Annotated in this window: 15 protein-coding genes; 8 read left to right on the top strand and 7 right to left on the bottom strand. The window is 71.5% G+C overall.

All coding sequences use genetic code 11. The features are described 5' to 3' along the window. The first annotated feature begins 29 nt into the window (after nt 1-29). Nucleotides 30-992, top strand: coding sequence for a LysR family transcriptional regulator (locus ACFWZ2_RS21970; protein ID WP_384548111.1), 963 nt, complete (start codon nt 30-32; stop codon nt 990-992). On the opposite strand, the gene ACFWZ2_RS21975 is transcribed toward ACFWZ2_RS21970, so the two are convergent. Together ACFWZ2_RS21975 and ACFWZ2_RS21980 are read right to left on the bottom strand one after the other, a co-directional pair. Beyond that, nucleotides 949-2,103 (bottom strand): PP2C family protein-serine/threonine phosphatase, encoded by a 1,155-nt coding sequence (locus ACFWZ2_RS21975; protein WP_384548113.1) that lies wholly within the window; start codon nt 2,101-2,103, stop codon nt 949-951. The genes ACFWZ2_RS21970 and ACFWZ2_RS21975 overlap by 44 nt on opposite strands. A 176-nt stretch (nt 2,104-2,279) precedes the next feature. Beyond that, complete coding sequence (locus ACFWZ2_RS21980) at nt 2,280-3,008, bottom strand: FadR/GntR family transcriptional regulator (protein ID WP_384548291.1); 729 nt, start codon at nt 3,006-3,008, stop codon at nt 2,280-2,282. Between the two features lie 149 nt (nt 3,009-3,157). Here ACFWZ2_RS21980 and ACFWZ2_RS21985 point away from each other — a divergent pair, with 149 nt between their 5' ends. From ACFWZ2_RS21985 to ACFWZ2_RS22005, 5 genes are read left to right on the top strand one after another with little or no spacing between them, the layout of a single operon-like run. Continuing rightward, nucleotides 3,158-4,801 (top strand): ABC transporter substrate-binding protein, encoded by a 1,644-nt coding sequence (locus ACFWZ2_RS21985; RefSeq protein ID WP_384548115.1) that lies wholly within the window; start codon nt 3,158-3,160, stop codon nt 4,799-4,801. Nucleotides 4,802-4,829: 28 nt separating this feature from the next. After that, entirely contained in the window at nt 4,830-5,789 is a 960-nt protein-coding gene (locus ACFWZ2_RS21990; protein WP_384548117.1) for an ABC transporter permease, read from the top strand. Then, nucleotides 5,789-7,837: a dipeptide/oligopeptide/nickel ABC transporter permease/ATP-binding protein gene (locus ACFWZ2_RS21995; protein WP_384548118.1), complete on the top strand. Its 2,049-nt coding sequence runs from the start codon at nt 5,789-5,791 to the stop codon at nt 7,835-7,837. The genes ACFWZ2_RS21990 and ACFWZ2_RS21995 overlap by 1 nt, the downstream gene beginning before the upstream one ends. Beyond that, complete coding sequence (locus tag ACFWZ2_RS22000) at nt 7,834-8,868, top strand: oligopeptide/dipeptide ABC transporter ATP-binding protein (RefSeq protein ID WP_384548120.1); 1,035 nt, start codon at nt 7,834-7,836, stop codon at nt 8,866-8,868. Before ACFWZ2_RS21995 ends, ACFWZ2_RS22000 begins: the two co-directional genes overlap by 4 nt. Then, a complete protein-coding gene (locus tag ACFWZ2_RS22005; RefSeq protein ID WP_384548122.1) occupies nt 8,865-9,794 on the top strand; it encodes a dihydrodipicolinate synthase family protein in 930 nt (309 codons plus the stop codon). The genes ACFWZ2_RS22000 and ACFWZ2_RS22005 overlap by 4 nt, the downstream gene beginning before the upstream one ends. A 15-nt stretch (nt 9,795-9,809) precedes the next feature. On the opposite strand, the gene ACFWZ2_RS22010 is transcribed toward ACFWZ2_RS22005, so the two are convergent. From ACFWZ2_RS22010 to leuA, 5 genes are all read right to left on the bottom strand, one after another. Further along, nucleotides 9,810-10,490, bottom strand: a complete 681-nt coding sequence (locus ACFWZ2_RS22010) for a response regulator (protein WP_384548124.1) — start codon at nt 10,488-10,490, stop codon at nt 9,810-9,812. A gap of 58 nt (nt 10,491-10,548) precedes the next feature. Next, nucleotides 10,549-11,790, bottom strand: coding sequence for a sensor histidine kinase (locus tag ACFWZ2_RS22015; RefSeq protein ID WP_384548125.1), 1,242 nt, complete (start codon nt 11,788-11,790; stop codon nt 10,549-10,551). 62 nt (nt 11,791-11,852) lie between these two features. Further along, complete coding sequence (locus ACFWZ2_RS22020; protein WP_384548129.1) at nt 11,853-13,946, bottom strand: MMPL family transporter; 2,094 nt, start codon at nt 13,944-13,946, stop codon at nt 11,853-11,855. Between the two features lie 161 nt (nt 13,947-14,107). Then, nucleotides 14,108-14,845 carry a TerB family tellurite resistance protein gene (locus ACFWZ2_RS22025; RefSeq protein WP_384548130.1) on the bottom strand — a complete coding sequence of 246 codons (738 nt, stop codon included), beginning with the start codon at nt 14,843-14,845 and terminating at the stop codon, nt 14,108-14,110. Between the two features lie 171 nt (nt 14,846-15,016). Further along, complete coding sequence (leuA, locus tag ACFWZ2_RS22030; protein ID WP_384548132.1) at nt 15,017-16,747, bottom strand: 2-isopropylmalate synthase; 1,731 nt, start codon at nt 16,745-16,747, stop codon at nt 15,017-15,019. Nucleotides 16,748-17,038: 291 nt separating this feature from the next. On the opposite strand from leuA, the gene ACFWZ2_RS22035 reads away from it, so the two are divergent. Continuing rightward, a complete protein-coding gene (locus tag ACFWZ2_RS22035; protein WP_384548134.1) occupies nt 17,039-18,115 on the top strand; it encodes a M4 family metallopeptidase in 1,077 nt (358 codons plus the stop codon). 44 nt (nt 18,116-18,159) lie between these two features. After that, complete coding sequence (locus tag ACFWZ2_RS22040) at nt 18,160-18,426, top strand: protealysin inhibitor emfourin (protein ID WP_384548135.1); 267 nt, start codon at nt 18,160-18,162, stop codon at nt 18,424-18,426. The last annotated feature ends 63 nt before the right edge of the window (nt 18,427-18,489 follow it).

Here is an 18,489-nt window from a genome sequence, read left to right on the forward strand (position 1 = left end):
CCACCGACCACCCCGCTTACGCTGGACGCATGTCCTCCGCGCCGCTCGATCTGCGCCTCCTCTCGTCCTTCCTCGCGGTGGTGGAGGAGGGACACTTCGGGCGGGCCGCGGCACGGCTCTTCCTCTCGCCGCCCGCCGTCACCCAGCATGTGCGCCGCCTGGAGACGGACCTCGGCGCGACCCTCCTCGACCGCGGCGGGAGCCCCGTGGTGCCCACCCCCGCGGGGGTGCGGCTCGCCGGGCACGCCCGGGTGCTGCTCGCCGCGTCGAACGCCGCGCTCGACGACATGGCGGAGACCGTCCGCCCGGGCGGCACCGCGGCGCACCGGCCGCTGCGGGTCGGCATCATGGGGCACGGCTCGGCGGAGCTGACGCCCGCCTCGATCAACGCCTACCGGCGCGCCCGCCCCGAAGTCCGGGTCGAGATACGCCAGTTGGACTTCACGGAGCATGTGACGGCCCTGACGGAGGACCGCGTGGACGTGGCGTTCGTGCGGCCGAGCCCCGACGACGAGCGGGTCTCGGCCGACGTCCTCACGACGGAGCAGCGGATCGTCGTCGTCCCCGAGCACTCCCCGCTCGCCGCGGCCCGGCTGACCGGCGCGACGGTCGCCGACATCGCGGGCCTGCCGTTCTTCCGCGTCCCCGGCCACACGCCGCGCACCTTCACGGACTACCTCTACTTCGACGACGAGGCCCGGCACCGCAGCACGGACTACGCGGTGACCCCGCAGGAAGTGCTCACCGGGGTGGTCACGGGGCGGGCCGCGGGCTCCGGCCTGAAGTCGTTCGGCCGGTACTACGCCTGGCCGGGCGCCACCTTCGTACCGGTCATCGACGCCCCGTGGGAGAGCAGCTACCTCGCGGTGCGCGCGGACGAGCAGAACCCGGAGGTGCGCATCTTCCGTGCGCTCGCGGTGGCGCTCGCGCGGGAGATGGGGCCCGTCATCAACAGCGGGGATGACCGCCCGGCGTGGGGTGGCCGGCCCTAGCGGACGGCACGTGCCGGACGCCGTCGGAGCCCGGCACGGAGAACGGCTCGGCTCCCGGCATGGCCGGCTCGGCGGGCTGGCAGAGCACCAGTGCGACGTCGTCGGCGAGCGGCGCCCCCGTGTGCACGGTGAGCAGGTCGTACAGCGCGTCGAGCGCGTCGCACGGCAGCGGCGCGGCCAGCGCCTCCGCGACGCCCTTGAGGAGCGGGAAGTCGACGCCGCCCGCGTCCCGCGCCTCGCTGAGCCCGTCCGTGTAGAACAGCACGCGGTCGCCGGGCTGCAGCCAGCCGCGCCACAGGGCGGGCCGCGGCCCGAGCCCCAACGGCGTGGTGTGCTCGGGGGCTTCGAGCAGTCTGATCTGCTGTCCCACCCGCAGCGGCGCGGGGTGCCCGCAGTTCACGAGCCTGACCTCGCCGGGCACGAACTCGGCGAAGAGCGCGGTGACGAAGTCCTCGGGACCGAGCTCCCCACGGATCCGCGCGTCCAGCTCACGGGCCAGGTCGGGGAGGTCCGGGGTGACGTAGGCGAGGTCGCGGAAGCCCCTGATGACCCCGGCCGAGATCCGCAGCGCGGCCAGGTCGTGGCCGCGCACGTCACCGATGAACACCCGGGTGCCGTACGGCGTGTGGGCGATGTCGTACGCGTCCCCGCCCACCGTCGCCCCCTGGACGGGGCAGTAGTGCCGGGTGCACACGTCGATCCCGCCGATCCGCTCGGCGAACGGCCGCAGGATCGCGCCCTGGGCGACCCTCGCCACCTCGACGACCCCGGCGAGCACGGCGGCCTCCCGGGCCCTGCGGACGGCGACGGTGACGGCGAGCACCCCGCCGGCCAGCAGCGCGAGGAAGTCGGCGAGGAAGGGCGGGGACGCCGTGAAGTCGTGTGCCGCGCCCGCCACGAGGGCGAGGAGCGCCGCCCAGCAGACCGTGACCGCCGTGTGCAGGACGCCGAGCCGCGCACAGGCGGCGAGGGGGCCGATCAGCAGCGCGACGGTGGCCGGTTCCCATCCCGCGAACATCCCGGGGGCCGCGAGGACGGAGCTTGCGGTCACCGGCAGCGCACGGGCGGCCCTCGATCCCCATCGCTCACGCCACCCATCGCGGATGGCCATGCGCAGGCCCTCCCGACTCTCCGTAACCCCGCCAGTGAACGGCCACTATGGACCAAGCGTCCGACCCCCACCACCCGTTGACCACACCAGGCAGGCGGATGACCGGAGCTGACCTTCCCGTGCGGGAATTTGCACGCATCACCCGCGCCATCGGGCACCGGACCGGACAGCCCCGGCTACCCCACCCCCCGCATCCCCTGCCCCGCCCGCTCCCCGATGCCCCGGAAGTGGTCCGCCATCGCCCGCTGGGCGCGGCCCACGTCCTGGGCGCGCAGCGCCGTCACGATGTCCCGGTGCCTGCGCACCGTCACGTCGGGCGCCGGGTCCCTCGACCAGCCGCGCGCCCCCGCCACCCGGTGGAAGACGTTCCAGAACGCGCCGAGCAGCTGCGGCACCAGTTCGTTGCCGAGCGAGCGGTAGAGCGCCTCGTGGAACTCCCTGTCCAGTTCGGGGAAGGCCGTCCCGGTGTCCGCCGCGCCCTCCATGCGCCGCACCAGTTCCTCCAGGTGGCACAGTTCGGCGTCGGTGAGCGTCCCCGCGACCCGCCGCATCAGGCCCTCCTCCAGGACCTCCCGCACCTCCAGGATCTCCGCGAGCGCGTGGTCGTCGTCGCGGAGCTGGACGAGCGCGCGGAAGGTCAGGCCGTCGGCGAGCGGGGTGAGGGACGCCTGGCCCACATACGTTCCGTAGCCGTGTCTGATCTCCACGATGTCCAGGGCCTGGAGCGCCTTCAGTGCCTCGCGCACCGAGTTGCGGCTGACGCCGAGCGCCTCCATCAGCTCGGCCTCGGTGGGCAGCGGGGACCCCGGCCGCAGCCCTCTTTCCAGGATCAACTGCACGACCTCACGCCGGACTTGACCGCTCACACGCCGCTCTCGGACTGGCTCCTGTGGCATGCGGGCCATCGTAGGCACGACCGACATCCCACGTCCCACCTCCGGTACGACTTCGCCGTATTCGGATCCCTGCGCGATCTCTTGACCGGGTCCCGCACCGCTCCTATGGTCGCCACGCCACCACGACGTAGGACGTGGGATCTCTCAAGGGAGACACAGTGAGCGACCAGACCCCCCGGACCACGCACCACGGAGTCGCGCCGGACCGCCGCTCCTTCCTCAGGTACACCGGCGCCCTCGGGGCGGCCACCGCCCTCACCACGACGCTCGCCGCCTGCTCGTCGGGGCCCGAGTCCACGAACGACACCGGGGGCGGCGGCAAGGGCGGCGACGCCACGCTCACGGCCGTCATCGGCTATGGCAACGACGGCAGTTGGGACCCGACGCTGACCGCGTCCGCCTTCGCGATGGCCGGGAACGAGCACATCTACGAGGGCCTGCTCGGCACGGACCCGATCACCCGCGAGCCGTACCCCGCGCTCGCCACCCGGATCCCCGCCGACCTCAAGGCGACCACGTGGAAGTTCGCGCTGCGGCCCGGCGCCAAGTGGCACGACGGGAAGCCCGTCACCGCCGACGACGTGGTGTTCGTCTTCGACCGGATCCTGGACCCGAAGACGCAGACGCTGGCCAAGAACTTCTTCGCGAGCTGGCTGAAGGAGGTCAAGAAGGTCGACGCGACGAACGTCGAGCTGATCCTCAAGTTCCCCTTCCCGGACGGCGCGGCCCGGCTCTCCCTCGCCAAGATCATGCCGAAGCACGTGTTCTCCAAGCCCGGCGCCTGGGACGACGCGACCAAGGGCAAGGCGGTGGGCTCGGGCCCCTACCGGCAGACCGCGCACCACGCGAAGTCGAACACCACCTTCGAGGCCTTCGGCGACTACAACGGCCCGCGCAAGGCCGCCTTCAAGAAGATGAACTGGCTGACCATCGTGGACGCCGCGCCGCGCGTCGCGAAGATCTCCGGCTCCAGCGCGGACGCGGAGATCGCCGACAACATCCCGTACGCCAACATCGAGCAGCTGAAGAAGGGCGGGCTCACCGTCGAGGGCGGCGCGGGCATGAACAACCTCTTCCTGCTCTTCAACACCGCGCACAAGCCGTTCGACGACGTACGCGTCCGGCAGGCCCTGCACTACGCCATCGACCGCGAGAAGATGATCGAGGCCGCGCTCAAGGGCCACGGCAAGGCGTCGACGTCCTTCCTCAACGAGTCCAACCCCTCCTACCGGCCCGCCAAGAGCGTCTACGGATACGACCTGGCGAAGGCGAAGAAGCTCCTGAAGGACGCCGGGGTCGGCAAGCTGTCGATCAACCTCATGGCGGTGAACGTGAGTTGGATCGTGGACTGCCTGCCCACCATCAAGGACGGCTGGGAGAAGCTCGGCGTCGAGGTCACCCTCGACCCGCAGGAGACCACCGCCGTATTCACCAAGCTGGACCAGAAGAAGGACTTCCAGGTCGTCGCGGCCGCGTCCAACCCCAACCAGTTCGGCCTCGACGCCGACCTGATCATGCACTACAACTACGGCCCCGAGAACATCTGGATGGGCTACGCGCGCTGGGCCGACAACGCTGTCGCCAAGAAGCTCTTCAAGGACATGGACCAGGCGACCCGCGAGCCCGACGCGTCGAAGAAACGGGCGATGATCCAGGACTACATCGACGTCGTGGCGGAGCAGGCCGTGCTCTATCCGGTCGTGCACAACGAACTGATGACCGCCTGGGACCCCGACAAGCTCACCGGCGTCAAGGCCCAGCCCTATCCCGGGATCAATCTGCTCCAGGCCAAGTGGGCCTGACAGACGGCCAGTTCAGGAGTCGTACGCCGTGACCGCCGTCCTCAGAATCCTGGCCCGCCGCATCGCCCTGCTCGTCCCGCTGCTGCTCGGCATCGTCCTCTTCGTGTTCCTCGTGATGCGGTTCTCGGACGTCGACCCGGCATCCGCGTTCTTCCAGGGCGCCAACCCGACGCCCCAGCAGCTCCACGACTTCCGCGAGGAGAACGGCCTGCTCGACCCGCTGCCGGTCCGCTACATCGCCTTTGTAGGGGACCTGCTCCAGGGCGACATGGGCATCAGCGTCCTCAACCGCTCCCCCGTCCTCGACCAGGTCACCACCGCCCTGCCGCTCACCATGCAGCTCACCTTCCTCGGCCTCGGCATCGCCGTGGTGCTCTCGCTCACCCTCGGCGTGACCGCCGCGATCTACCGCGACCGGCTCCCCGACCAGCTGATCCGCGTCGTCTCGCTGACCGGCGTCGCGGCCCCCGGCTTCTGGCTCGCGCTCCTGATGATCCAGTACCTGGCAGTGGACCTCGGCTGGTTCCCGACCGGCGGCTACATCAACCCCGGCGACTCCTTCACCGGCTGGCTCAAGACGATGACGCTGCCCGCCTTCGCGCTCTCCCTGCCGGTCGCGGCGGGCCTCACCCGCATCATCCGCACCGCGGTGGTCGAGGAACTCGACAAGGACTACGTCCGCACCGCCGTCGGCAGCGGACTGCCGCCCGTGGTCGTCGTCGGCCGCAACGTCCTGCGCAACGCCCTCATCAACCCGCTCACCGTGCTCGGCCTGCGCGTCGGCTATCTGCTCGGCGGCGCCGTCGTCATCGAGACGATCTTCTCGCTGCCCGGCATGGGGAAGCTGATGATCGACGCCGTGAAGAACGGCGACCCGGCCGTCGTCCAGGGCGTCGTCATCACCACCGCCGTCGGCTTCGTCGTCGTCAACCTCGCCATCGACGTCCTCCACCTCCTGGTCAACCCGCGCCTGAGGGGGACGAGTTGATGATCACCTCGCGCAAGGCGCTGACCGAGCGCCTCTCCGTGCCCGGCATCCGGCTCCGCTCGCTGCGCAAGCTGCCCGTCCTGTCCCGCGTCGCGGTCGGCGTCGTCGGCGTGGTCGTCCTGGTGGCGCTCCTCGCGCCGCTCATCGCCCCGCACGACCCGCTCGACCAGCAGACCCAGGCCGACGGCACAGGACACCCCTCCGCCGACCACTGGATGGGCCAGGACAGCCTCGGCCGCGACATCCTCAGCAGGCTGATGTACGGGGCCCGCTGGTCGCTCGCGATCGGGCTCGGCGCCACCCTGCTCGCCCTCGTCGTCGGCGCCGTGATCGGCGCGGTCGCCGCGACCTCCCGCAAGGCCGTCGACGAGACGCTGATGCGCTGCCTCGACGTCGTCATGGCGTTCCCCGGCATCGCGCTCGCCGCCGTGCTCGTCGCGGTCTTCGGCGGCGGCATCGTCGTCCTCATCTGCGCCATCGCGTTCCTGTTCACCCCGCCGATCGCCCGCGTCGTACGGGCCAATGTGATGGACCAGTACGGCGAGGACTACGTGGTCGCCGAACGCATCATCGGCGCCCGCACCCCGCACATCCTGATCCGCCACGTCGCCGTCAACTGCGCCGCGCCGATCCTCGTCTTCTGCACCGTCCAGGTCGCCGAGGCCATCGTCTTCGAGGCGTCGCTGTCCTTCATCGGCGCGGGCGTGCGGCCGCCCGACCCGTCCTGGGGCAGCGTCATCGCCGACGGCAAGAACATGGTGCTCATCGGCGGCTGGTGGGCGACGGTCTTCCCCGGCCTCCTGATGCTCCTCACCGTCCTCGCCCTCAACATCCTCTCCGAAGGCGTGTCCGACGCCTGGGCGGCGCCGTCCGGCCGCGACGTCACGGGCGAGGACCGCGCGAAGGACCGCATCGAAGCGCCCGAACCCGGCAGCGGAAAGGTCCTCGAACTCCCCGGCCTGACCGAGGCCGCCCACCGCCTGCGCTCCCGGGCCCGCCCGCTCCCCCAGGGCGACCCCGTCCTCACGGTCACCGGCCTCGCCATCGGCTTCGCCGAACGCCACGCCGGAGTGGACATCGTCGACGGCATCAGCTTCGACGTACGCCCCGGCGAAGTCCTCGGCCTGGTCGGCGAGTCCGGCTGCGGCAAGTCCCTGACCGCCCTGACGGTGATGGGCCTGCAGCCCAGGGGTGCGCGGATCCGCGGCCGCGTCACCTTCGACGGCCGCGAGCTGACCGGACTGCCGATGCGGGCCAGGCGCCGCCTCCTCGGCCACGACATGGCGATGATCTACCAGGACGCCCTGTCGTCGCTGAACCCCGCGATGACGGTCCGCTCCCAGCTCAAACAGGTCGTACGAAGGGGTGGCCGCCGCACCCCCGCCGAACTCCTCGAACTGGTCGGCCTCGACCCCGAACGCACCCTGCGCAGCTACCCCCACGAACTCTCCGGCGGCCAGCGCCAGCGCGTCCTGATCGCCATGGCCCTGTCCCGCGACCCCAAACTCGTCGTCGCCGACGAGCCCACCACCGCACTCGACGTCACCGTCCAGGCCCAGATCATCCAGCTCCTCCTGCGCCTGCGCGAGGAACTCGGCTTCGCCCTGATCCTCGTCTCGCACGACCTGGCCCTCGTCGCCGACGTCACCGACCGCGTGGTGGTGATGTACGGCGGCCAGATCGTCGAGACGGGCATCACCGCCGACCTCGTGGAGGCCCCGACCCACCACTACACACGCGGCCTGCTCGGCTCGGTCCTCTCCCTCGAATCGGCGGCCCCACGCCTCACCCAGATCAAGGGCGTGGTCCCGTCCCCCGCGGACTTCCCCCAGGGCTGCCGCTTCGCCGACAGATGCCCGCTGGCGAGCGAGGTGTGCCACACCGACGCTCCCGAGCTGATCGGCAACCAGTCACACGCGACGGCATGCCACCACCCAGCGGGCGCGGAAGCGCCCGTCAGGGGCGCGGGGAACTGCGCGACCAGCCACAGCGAACCCGCAGACGTACCAACGGCGCGTCGCCCCACGACAAAGAGGCAGACGAAATGACCACGCCCATCGTCGAGTTGAGCGACGTGCACGTAGTGCACAGGGCCCGATCGGGCGGCCTCCTGTCCCGCGACAGGGTGCACGCCCTGACAGGCGCCACCCTGTCCATCGCCCCCGGCGAGACCATCGGCGTCGTCGGCGAATCGGGCTGCGGCAAATCCACCCTGGCCAAGGTCCTCGTAGGCGTCCAGCGCCCCACATCCGGCACGGTGTCCTTCCAGGGCCACGACCTGTGGACGATGAACCCCGCCCCCCGCCGGACGGCGATCGGCACCCGCACCGGAATGATCTTCCAGGACCCCTCGACCGCCCTGAACCGCAGACTCTCCGTGCGCCAGATCCTCCGCGACCCCCTGGACGTGCACCGACGCGGCACACCGAGGGAACGCGACGCCCGCGCGAGGGAGTTGATGGATCTGGTGGGCCTGCCCAAGGTCCTCGCCGACGGACTCCCCGGCCAGCTGTCCGGCGGGCAACGCCAACGCGTCGCCATCGCCCGCGCCCTGGCCCTCGAACCGGACCTCGTCGTGGCGGACGAGCCGACCAGCGCCCTCGACGTGTCGGTCCGCGCCCAGATCCTGAACCTCCTCCTCGACCTGAAGGAACGCCTGGGCCTCGCCCTCGTGTTCGTCTCGCACGACATCCAGACCGTGCGGCGCATGAGCGACCGCGTGGTGACCATGTATCTGGGCCGGATCGTCGAGGAGTCGCCCGCCGCCGAGATCCTCGACCGGGCCAGGCACCCGTACACCCGCGCCCTGTTCTCCGCGACGCCCGGACTCCTCGACCCCATCGACCCGATCCCGCTGGTCGGCCCCGTGCCTTCGGCGACCCGCCCGCCGAGCGGCTGCCCGTTCCGCACCCGCTGCTGGAAGGCCGACGAGGTGTGCGCCACCGCGATGCCGAACCCCGAACCCGCGGGCCCCGCGCACACGTTCCGTTGCCATCACCCCGTGGGCGAAGGACAGTCGACCCACGAGCTCGTCACCCAGGCCGCCGCCACGGCCCAAGCATCCAGGGAGCATCCATGACTCTGCCCACCCCGCTCACCGGTGTCGTCCCGCCCGTCTGCACTCCCCTGACACCGGACCGCGAGGTGGACACCGCCTCCCTCGTCAGGCTCGTCGACCATCTGGTCGCGGGCGGCGTGGACGGCCTGTTCGTACTCGGCTCGACCTCCGAGGTCGCCTACCTCACCGACCGGCAGCGCGCGCAGGTGCTCGACACGGTCGTACGTCATGTGGCCGGTCAACTGCCGGTCCTGGCGGGCGCGATCGACATGACGACGCCCCGCGTCCTGGACCATGTGCGCACGCTCGGCGCGGCCGGCGCCGACGCCGCGGTGGTCACCGCACCCTTCTACACGCGCACGCACCCCGCCGAGATCGCCCGCCACTTCCGGCTCGTCGCCCGCGGGTCACAGGTGCCGGTCCTCGCCTACGACCTGCCCGCGTCCGTCCACACCAAGCTGGCCCCCGAACTGGTCCTCGAACTCGCCGCGCAGGGCGTCATCGCGGGCCTGAAGGACTCCAGCGGCGACGAGGGCGGCTTCCGGCGCGTCATCATCGGCAAGCGGTCGGGGCCCGTCGGCCTGAGCGTGCTCACCGGGTCCGAGGTGACCGTCGACTCGGCGCTCGCGATGGGCGCCGACGGCGTCGTGCCGGGCCTCGGGAACGTCGACCCCGAGGGGTACGTGCGCCTCTACCGCGCCTGCCGCGAGGGCGACTGGGCGCGGGCGCGGACCGAACAGGAGCGGCTGTGCGGCCTGTTCGGCATGGTCACGGCGGGCGACCCGGCCCGGATGGGCGGCAGCTCGGCCGCGCTCGGCGCGTTCAAGGCGGCGCTGCATCTGCGGGGCGTCATCGACTGCCCCGCCACGGCGGAGCCGCAGATCCCGCTGTCCACGGAGGACGTCGAACGGGTCGGCAAGTATCTGGCGGCGGCCGGGCTGCTGTGACACCCCGGAGGGGGTTCAGGCGGACGGCACGGACCCGGGCGCCACAAGGCCCGACTCATAGGCCACAATGACCAGTTGGGCGCGGTCCCGGGCGCCCAGCTTCCCCATGATCCGGCTCACATGCGTCTTCGCGGTCAGCGGGCTCAGGCCGAGCGTCTCGGCGATCTCCGTGTTGTTCAGGCCCCGCGCGACGAGCCGCAGGACCTGCCGCTCCCGCTCCGAGAGCCCGTCGGGACCGCCGGACCCGGCGAGGTCCCCGGCGTCCGGCGCCCGCAGCACCCGGGCTATCAGGCGTGCCGTGGGCCCCGGGGAGAGCAGGGACTCACCGGCCGCCACCGTGCGGATGGCGTCGAGGAGTTCGGCGGGCCTGGTGTCCTTGACCAGGAACCCGGACGCGCCCGCGCGCAGCGCGTCGACGACGTGCTGGTCCGTGTCGTACGTCGTGAGCATCAGGACCTTCACGCCCGCCAGGTCCTCGTCCGCCGCGATCAGCCGGGTCGCCTCGATGCCGTCGAGGTCGGGCATGCGGATGTCCATGACGACGAGGTCGGCCCGCTCGGCACGCGCGAGGTCGACCGCCGAGCGTCCGGTGCCCGCCTGCGCCACCACCTCCATGTCGGGCGCCGATTCGACGAGCATCGCGAACGCGGCACGCACCAGCGTCTGGTCGTCGGCGAGCAGCACGCGGATGGTCATGTCGGGCCTCCCGGCGAAGGGGAATGGTGGGTCATGGAGCCTTCCCGGCAACGGTCCGTCACGTCAGGCCGCCCAGCGACACCGGTGCGAGGGGCAGCACCGCCGACACCATGAAACCCCCCTCGGGCCGCGGCCCCGCCTCCAGGGTGCCGCCCACCGTGCGGGCCCGCTCCCGCATCCCGACGAGGCCGAACCCCGGCGCGTGGGACGGCTCCCCGGCTCCCGCGCCGTCGTCGGTGACCGTCACGTTCAGGGCGGCGTCCTCGACGTGCACGGCCACCCGCACGGTGAGGTCGGGCCCCGCGTGCCGTACGGCGTTGGTGAGGGCCTCCTGCACGATGCGGTAGGCGGCGGCGCCCACCGCGGGCGGCGCCTGGCACTCGGCCACCGACAGGTCGACGTCGGCGCCCGCGGTGCGGGCCGCGGCCGCGAGGTCGGGCAGCCCGTCGAGCCCCGGCAGCGGACCCCTGGCCTCCTCCTCGTGGCCCGACCTCAACACCTCCAGGGTGGCGCGGAGTTCACCGCGTGCGGTGCGGCAGGTGTCCGCGACGTCGTCGAGCGCCCTGGCGACGGCGACCCGGTCGAGGCGGTCCGGGTCGGCGGCGAGGACGTGCGCGGCGACGGACGTCTGGACGCCGACCAGGGTGATGCTGTGCGCGAGCAGGTCGTGCAGATCGCGGGCGACCCGCAGCCGTTCCTCGGCGACCCTGCGCCGGGCCTCCTCCTCACGGGTGCGCTCCGCGCGCTCGGCCCGCTCAAGCACGGAACCGACGTACTGCCGGTGCATGCGCACGTACACGCCGAGCAGCAGGAAGGACACGATCCAGCCGGATATCCGCAGCGACTCCCTGCCCTCGGCCATGCCCTCGTGGAACTTCACGCTCAGCATGATGCCCAGGACCGCGGCGCCGACGAGGACGGCGTTGCGCGGCCTGGTCCTGGAGGCCACGGTGAACAGGGAGACCATCGACACCGCCATGGGCGCGGTGTGGTTGTTGTCCAGGGAGTGGTAGGCCAGCAGGATCACCATCATCACGACCATGACGCGGACCGGGGCGCGCCGCCGCCACACGATGACGACGTGGGCGACGAGCAGCAGCGCCCAGCCGGACACGTCCGGTGGATCGCCGTTGTCCCGCACGATCCGCACGATCACGACGGCGCTCGCGGCCATGGCGAGCGCGAACAGCACGTCCGTGCGCAGCCGTTCGCCGGAGGCGGCCGGGCCGACGACCCGCTCGATGAGGTTGCGGGGGCCGGTGCCGCGCGCCGCCCCCTGTGCCGTGAGAGGTGATTCCACCGCCTCATCCTGCGCCACGCGGGCGCCCCTCCGGGAGGGGAGGGGCGCCCTGGACGCGGACGTCACGGAGCGGACACCCTGACGGGTTCGGGCTCCTGGGCGGCGGCCACCGCCCGGGGCCTGGACAGCGGCCCCGGCCACCACACCTTCCTGCCGAGCGCCACGCTCGCGCTCGTCACCAGGTACGTACGCACCAGGAAGGTGTCGAGCAGCACGCCGACCGCGATGACGAAGCCCAGCTCGACGAGTTGGACGAGCGGCATGTTGGTGAGCACCGCGAACGTCGCGGCGAGCACGAGGCCCGCCGACGCGATGACGCCTCCGGTGGTGCGCAGTGCGGTGAGCGCGGCCGTCCCCGGTTCGGCCCCGTTCAAGCACTCCTCACGCATCCGGTGCATCAGGAAGATCCCGTAGTCGACCCCGAGCGCGACGAGGAAGACGAAGGACAGCAGTCCGAGTCCGGGATCGGTGCCCTCGAACCCGAAGAGCGGCTCGAGGACGAGCCCCGCGATGCCGAGCGCGGCGCCCCACACGGCGACGACCGCGGCGAGCAGCAGCAGCGGCGCGACGAGGCTGCGCAGCAGGGCGACGAGGATCAGCAGCACGGCCCCGAGCACCAGCGGCACCACGATCATCCGGTCCCGCGCGTTGGTGTCCCGCAGATCGGTCTGCTGGGCGCTCGCGCCGCCCACGTACGATCCGTCGAGCCCGTCCCGCAGCGCTTCGATGGTGGCGGTCTCGCCCGCCGACTCGGGCGGCGCGGACGCGAACACGGAGATCTCGGTCCACCCTTCGGCCGTACGTCCCCGCTCCGCGCTGTCGACGCCCTTCGTGCCGCGGATCTCGGCGAGCGCGTCCCCGGCCCGCCCGGCCGGGGTCATCACGGTGATGGGCTGGGTGCCCTGTTCCGGATAGGCGGCGGCGAGGGTCTCCATGGCGGACACGGACTCCGGGGTCTTGGTGAAGGAGTCCTCCTGCTTGAGGGAGCCCGGCAGGTTGAACGCACCGAGCGCGAGCGCCCCGAGCAGCACGGCACCGGCCGCGAGCACGGTCAGCGGCCTGCGCCCCGCCGAACTCCCCATCGCGGCGAACAGACTCCGCCGCTGCTTGGGCGCGCTGCCGAACGCGGGCACGAGCGGCCAGAACACGCGCCTCCCGAGCAGCACGAGGATCGCGGGCAGCAGCGTCAGCATCATGGTGAGCGCGCAGAGCACCCCGACGGTGCCGAGCGGCCCCATGCCCCGGCTGCTGTTCAGATCGGCGGCCAGCAGACAGAGCAGCCCTGCGGCGACGGTCCCCGACGAGGCGAGCACGGCGGGCCCGCAGCCGCGCAGGGCCGCGGCCATGGCGTCGTAGGGCCGCTCGATCCTGCGCAGCTCCTCCCGGTAGCGGGAGACGAGCAGCAGCGCGTAGTCGGTGCCCGCGCCGAACACGAGGATCGTCATGACGCCCGAGCTCTGCCCGGTGACGGCCGTACCGAAGGCCTGGTGGAGTCCGTAGGCGACGGCCATCGCGAAGTAGTCCGCGACCCCCGCGACGGCGAGCGGCACGAGCCACAGGAACGGGCTGCGGTAGATGAGGACGAGCAGCAGCGCGACGACCCCGGCGGTGGTGTAGAGCAGCGGCCCGCCGAGCGAGTTGTAGACCTCCCCCGCATCGGTGTCGAGCGCCCCCGAGCCCCCGACGTCGACGCTCAACCCGCCCTCGCCCCCGGCGACTTCGCGCACGCTCTCGACGAGCGCGTCCCGCTTCTCCTCGTCCTGCCCGGGCTCGGTGCTCGCGACCGGATACATGAGGGTGGCGCCGTCCGCCGACGGCACGCCCTTGGGCTCCGCGACGAGCTTGTGGGCGTCCGCGATCTCGGCGACCTGCTCACCGGCCGTCTTCCGGTCGGCGACGGTGAGACCGCCGTCCCGGTGGTAGACGAGCACCAGCTCGGTGGCCTCGCCCCCGGGCAACCGGTCCTGGATCTCGGCGACTTCGGTGGAGTCCGCGCTCGCGGGAAGGTAGTCGACGGGCCGGTCCTTCTGGACGTCGGCGAGCTTCGCCGCGAAGGGCGAGGCGAGCGCGAGCACGACGATCCAGAGCCCCAGAAACACCCAGGGCACGGCGCGCCGGCGCCCCGGTGGCGCGGCAGTGTTCTGTGCGGCCCCCATGACGGGCCTCCTTCGGCAGGGGTGACGTGTCCGGGGTCAACCCTTCCGGGGGCGGGTCCTCAATCCGTCAGGCTCGGGGGCGAGTTGGGGCGTACGGCGCGGGGAGGCCGGGGGCGGGGATTACTCCCGGCGGAGTACTCCCGTGCGACGACCCCGCTTCCTCAGGACGGCGTCCGCGCCGCCACCAGCAGCCGTGCCACGTCGTCCGATCCGATCGTCAGCGCGCATCCCGCCGTGCTGAGCACGTCACGCTCGGCGGGCGTGTAGGGCCCGTCGGCGAGGGCGATCCTGGCGCCCTGGAGGAGCAGTGCCTCGCGGCCCGCGGGGGCGAGGTGCGGGGCGAGCGGGCCGAGCGCCTCGTGGAGTTCGATGGCGAGGCCGGGGATGCCGGGGCCGCAGTCGGGCTCGGCGCGCCCGGTGTCGGCGGCGAGCGCGTCGACGAGGGCCATGAGCTGGTCCTGGGTGCAGTCGTCGAAGCCCGCGCCGCGCAGCGTGCCGACGGCGGTCTCCAGGGTGGTGCGCGAGGTGGCGCCGCCGGTGGAGAGGACGGCGAGGACGACCGTGTGCACGGCGTCGCGGAGCATCGCGGAGAGCCGTGTGGTGGTGGGGTGGTCGAGCACGTCGGGGTCGAACAGGTCCTGGCAGGCGGCGCACTGGATGACGGGTCCCGCGGTGCCGCGCGGCACGACGGGCAGGCCGAGCAGGACGAAGCGGCGCCGTCCGGTGAGCCGCTGGTAGTTGCGGTCGCCGCCGCAGGCGGGGCAGAAGAACTCGCCGTCGCCGACGGCGTCCCAGGCGGTGTGCATGCCGATCACCCGCCTGAACAGGGCATGCCCGCGCGTGACGGGCCTGCCGAAGATGCGCGTTTTCCGGCCGTTTCGTCCCCGATCTGGCAGCACCACGCACCTCCGTAACTCCCCGGCTGCATTGCCGCGTTGGCGTGATGTTAGCCACATCGGTGATGCGACGTCAGCACCTCGTACAGGAGATCGAGCGGGACATGGCCGGGAGACGACGACGCCCCGCCCGCCGGATCGGCGGACGGGGCGTGAAACGCACCGGTGACGGGGTCAGCGCGCGGCGCGGTTGACGGCGGAGACCGCGGCCTTCAGCGACGCACGTGTCGTATTCGCATCGATGCCGATGCCCCACAGGACCTTGTCGCCGATCGCGCACTCGATGTACGAGGCGGCCTGCGCGGACGCGCCCTCGCTCATCGTGTGCTCCTGGTAGTCGAGCAGGCGTACGTCGATGCCGATGCCCTGCAGCGCGTCGAAGAACGCGGAGATCGGGCCGTTGCCGGAGCCGGTCAGGACGGTGTCGACGCCGTCCAGCGTGGCCTCGACGGTGAGGGTGTCGACGCCGTCGGTGTCGGTCGTCGTCTGGCCGTTCTTGACCTGAATCCGACCCCATTGAGCCGCAGCGTTCTCGGGGTTGGGCAGGTACTCGTCCTGGAAGACGCTCCAGATCGCGGTGGGCGTGACCTCGCCGCCCTCGGCGTCGGTCTTCGCCTGGATGATCTTCGAGAACTCGATCTGCATGCGGCGCGGCAGGTCCAGCTTGTGGTCGTTCTGCAGGACGTACGCGATACCGCCCTTGCCCGACTGGGAGTTGACGCGGATGACGGCCTCGTAGGAGCGGCCGACGTCCTTGGGGTCGATGGGCAGGTACGGCACGGCCCATTCGATGTCGTCGACGGTCTTGCCCGCGGCCGCGGCCCGGGCCTCCATCGCGTCGAAGCCCTTCTTGATGGCGTCCTGGTGGGAGCCGGAGAAGGCGGTGTAGACGAGGTCGCCCGCGTAGGGGTGGCGGGGGTGGACCTCCATCTGGCTGCAGTACTCGTACACGCGACGCACCTCGTCGATGTCCGAGAAGTCGATCTGCGGGTCGACGCCCTGCGAGAACAGGTTCATGCCCAGCGTCACCAGGTCGACGTTGCCGGTGCGCTCGCCCTGGCCGAACAGGCAGCCCTCGACGCGGTCGCCGCCGGCCATCACGGCCAGCTCGGCGGCGGCGACGGCGGTGCCGCGGTCGTTGTGCGGGTGGATGGAGAGGCAGACGAACTCGCGCCGGGACAGATTGCGGGACATCCACTCGAAGCGGTCCGCGTGGGTCGAGGGCGTCGAACGCTCCACCGTGGCGGGCAGGTTGAGGATGATCTCGCGCTCGGCGTCGGGCTGCCAGACGTCCATGACGCCCTCGCAGACCTCCAGGGCGAAGTCCAGCTCGGTGTCCGTGAAGATCTCCGGGCTGTACTGGTAGCCGAAGGTCGTCCGGTCGTCGAGCAGCTTGTCCGCGTACTCCATGACCAGGCGCGTGCCGTCGACGGCGATCTGCTTCACGGCGTCGCGCGAGCCGCGGAAGACGACGTCGCGCCAGACGGGCGCGGTCGCGTTGTACAGGTGGACGGTCGCGCGCCGGGCGCCCTTCAGGGACTCGACGGTGCGCTCGATCAGCTCTTCGCGGGCCTGGGTCAGGACGGAGATCGTCACGTCCTCGGGGATCGCGTCCTCGTCCTCGATGATCGACCGCACGAAGTCGAAGTCGGTCTGCCCGGACGAGGGGAATCCGACCTCGATCTCCTTGTAGCCCATGCGTACGAGCAGGTCGAACATCGCGCGCTTGCGGGCCGGGGACATCGGGTCGATCAGCGCTTGGTTGCCGTCACGCAGGTCGGTGGAGAGCCAGCGGGGCGCGACCGTGATCCGCTTGTCCGGCCAGGTGCGGTCGGGGATGTCGACCTGCTCGTACTGCCCGTACTTGTGGATCGGCAGGGAACTGGGGCGCTGGAAGTTCGGCATGTGCGGGGCTCCTCGGAAGTGTCCTGAAGGACGGCCGACGGTCTGAGCGCAACGCCGAACTCCGCGGGGAGGGGGTCGGCCTCGACTACAGGCCCTCGCCGCGGCAGCTAAGAAGAAGCAACCCGAATCGCATGATGTGCCGCAGCCTAGCCGAGCCGCGGTCTGTGCGCGGGCCCGTATCAGTATGCGGGACCGGCGCCGGGTTACGGCCAATAGGTGATCAATACCTCTATTTCACTAATCATGGTTGCAGGTAGTGACAGCGGCATGACCCAGTGCCACATTGCCGCCATGACCGCCAACCCCACGGGCTTCGAGCCCGTCTTCTGCACCATCGTGCCGCCCCACGTCCTGGACACTCTCGCCCAGAGCCAGGACCCCGCACTCGCCGCGCCCGCCCGCCGCACCCTGGAGCGGGACGCCATCGAGCGCACCCACCGCCGCCTGACGACCGTCATCGGCGCGCCCAGCGTCACCCCGCCCAAGGAGGCCGCGGAGGGCAAGCCGCACCGCACCATCTACGACGCCAAGCACCGCACGGAGCTGCCCGGCCGCAAGGTCCGCAGCGAGGGCGACAAGCCCGGCAAGGACGCCACGGTCAACCGCGCCTACGCGGGCCTCGGTGCGACCTTCGAGCTGTACCAGAAGACGTACGAACGCAACTCCATCGACGGCAACGGACTGCCGCTGAACGCGACCGTCCACTACTCCGAGGAGTACAACAACGCCTTCTGGAACGGCGAGCAGATGGTGTTCGGCGACGGTGACGGCGAGATCTTCCTCGACTTCACCATCCCGGTCGACGTCATCGGCCACGAGCTGACGCACGGCGTCACGCAGTACACCGCGAACCTCACGTACTTCGGGCAGCCCGGCGCCCTGAACGAGTCGATGTCGGACGTCTTCGGCTCGATGATCAAGCAGTACACGCTCGGCCAGACCTCCGCCGACGCCGACTGGCTGATCGGCGCGGGCCTGCTCGCCCCGCGCGTCACCGGCAAGGCCCTGCGCTCCATGAAGGAGCCCGGCACGGCGTACGACGACGACGTGCTCGGCAAGGACCCGCAGCCCGCCGACATGGACCACTACGTGAGGACGGGCCGCGACAACGGCGGCGTGCACATCAACTCCGGCATCCCCAACCGCGCGTTCTACCTGGTCGCCGACGCGCTCGGCGGGCACTCCTGGGAGCGGGCGGGCCAGATCTGGTACGCCGTCCTGACCGGCGGCAATCTGGCGCAGGACGCGTCCTTCACGGACTTCGCGAAGCTGACGGTCGCCGCGGCACGCGCCAAGTACGGCGACGGCGACGAGCTCAAGGCCGTCATCGACGCATGGTCCACGGTCAAGGTCCCGGCCACCGACTGACGGACGCGCTACCGGCCGCCCGCCGCGTGGAGTAGACAGGACCCATGCGTATCCAGGTGAAGCGGACCGGAGGATTCGCGGGCATCGACCGGCATGCCGAGGTGGACACCTCGCGGCTGGCCGATGCCCCGGAATGGCACGCCCTGGCCGAACAGGCCGTGGCCGACGGCCGGAGCACCCCGCCGATAGGGGTGCCGGACGGCTTCAACTACCAGCTCACGGTGGACGGGCGCACGGTCTACTGCTCGGACCCGCGCCTCACGGAGCCACAGCGGAGGCTTATCTCACGGGTGCTGAAGGAGGGCGCGTAAGCGCCCGAAGGGGCGCGGGGAACTGCGCGACCAGCCCCATCCGGCCCGCAGCTTCCCCAGAAA

The organism is Streptomyces sp. NPDC059002 (genome assembly GCF_042740435.1).
Classification (GTDB): Bacteria; Actinomycetota; Actinomycetes; order Streptomycetales; family Streptomycetaceae; genus Streptomyces.

What these genes read in the sequence shown, in the direction of transcription:
- ACFWZ2_RS21970 (WP_384548111.1), top strand. Translation starts at nt 30, where the DNA reads ATGTCCTCCGCGCCGCTCGATCTGCGCCTCCTCTCGTCCTTCCTCGCG.
- ACFWZ2_RS21975 (WP_384548113.1), bottom strand. Translation starts at nt 2,103, where the DNA reads ATGGCCATCCGCGATGGGTGGCGTGAGCGATGGGGATCGAGGGCCGCC.
- ACFWZ2_RS21980 (WP_384548291.1), bottom strand. Translation starts at nt 3,008, where the DNA reads ATGGCCCGCATGCCACAGGAGCCAGTCCGAGAGCGGCGTGTGAGCGGT.
- ACFWZ2_RS21995 (WP_384548118.1), top strand. Translation starts at nt 5,789, where the DNA reads ATGATCACCTCGCGCAAGGCGCTGACCGAGCGCCTCTCCGTGCCCGGC.
- ACFWZ2_RS22000 (WP_384548120.1), top strand. Translation starts at nt 7,834, where the DNA reads ATGACCACGCCCATCGTCGAGTTGAGCGACGTGCACGTAGTGCACAGG.
- ACFWZ2_RS22005 (WP_384548122.1), top strand. Translation starts at nt 8,865, where the DNA reads ATGACTCTGCCCACCCCGCTCACCGGTGTCGTCCCGCCCGTCTGCACT.
- ACFWZ2_RS22010 (WP_384548124.1), bottom strand. Translation starts at nt 10,490, where the DNA reads ATGACCATCCGCGTGCTGCTCGCCGACGACCAGACGCTGGTGCGTGCC.
- ACFWZ2_RS22020 (WP_384548129.1), bottom strand. Translation starts at nt 13,946, where the DNA reads ATGGGGGCCGCACAGAACACTGCCGCGCCACCGGGGCGCCGGCGCGCC.
- leuA (WP_384548132.1), bottom strand. Translation starts at nt 16,747, where the DNA reads ATGCCGAACTTCCAGCGCCCCAGTTCCCTGCCGATCCACAAGTACGGG.
- ACFWZ2_RS22035 (WP_384548134.1), top strand. Translation starts at nt 17,039, where the DNA reads ATGACCGCCAACCCCACGGGCTTCGAGCCCGTCTTCTGCACCATCGTG.
- ACFWZ2_RS22040 (WP_384548135.1), top strand. Translation starts at nt 18,160, where the DNA reads ATGCGTATCCAGGTGAAGCGGACCGGAGGATTCGCGGGCATCGACCGG.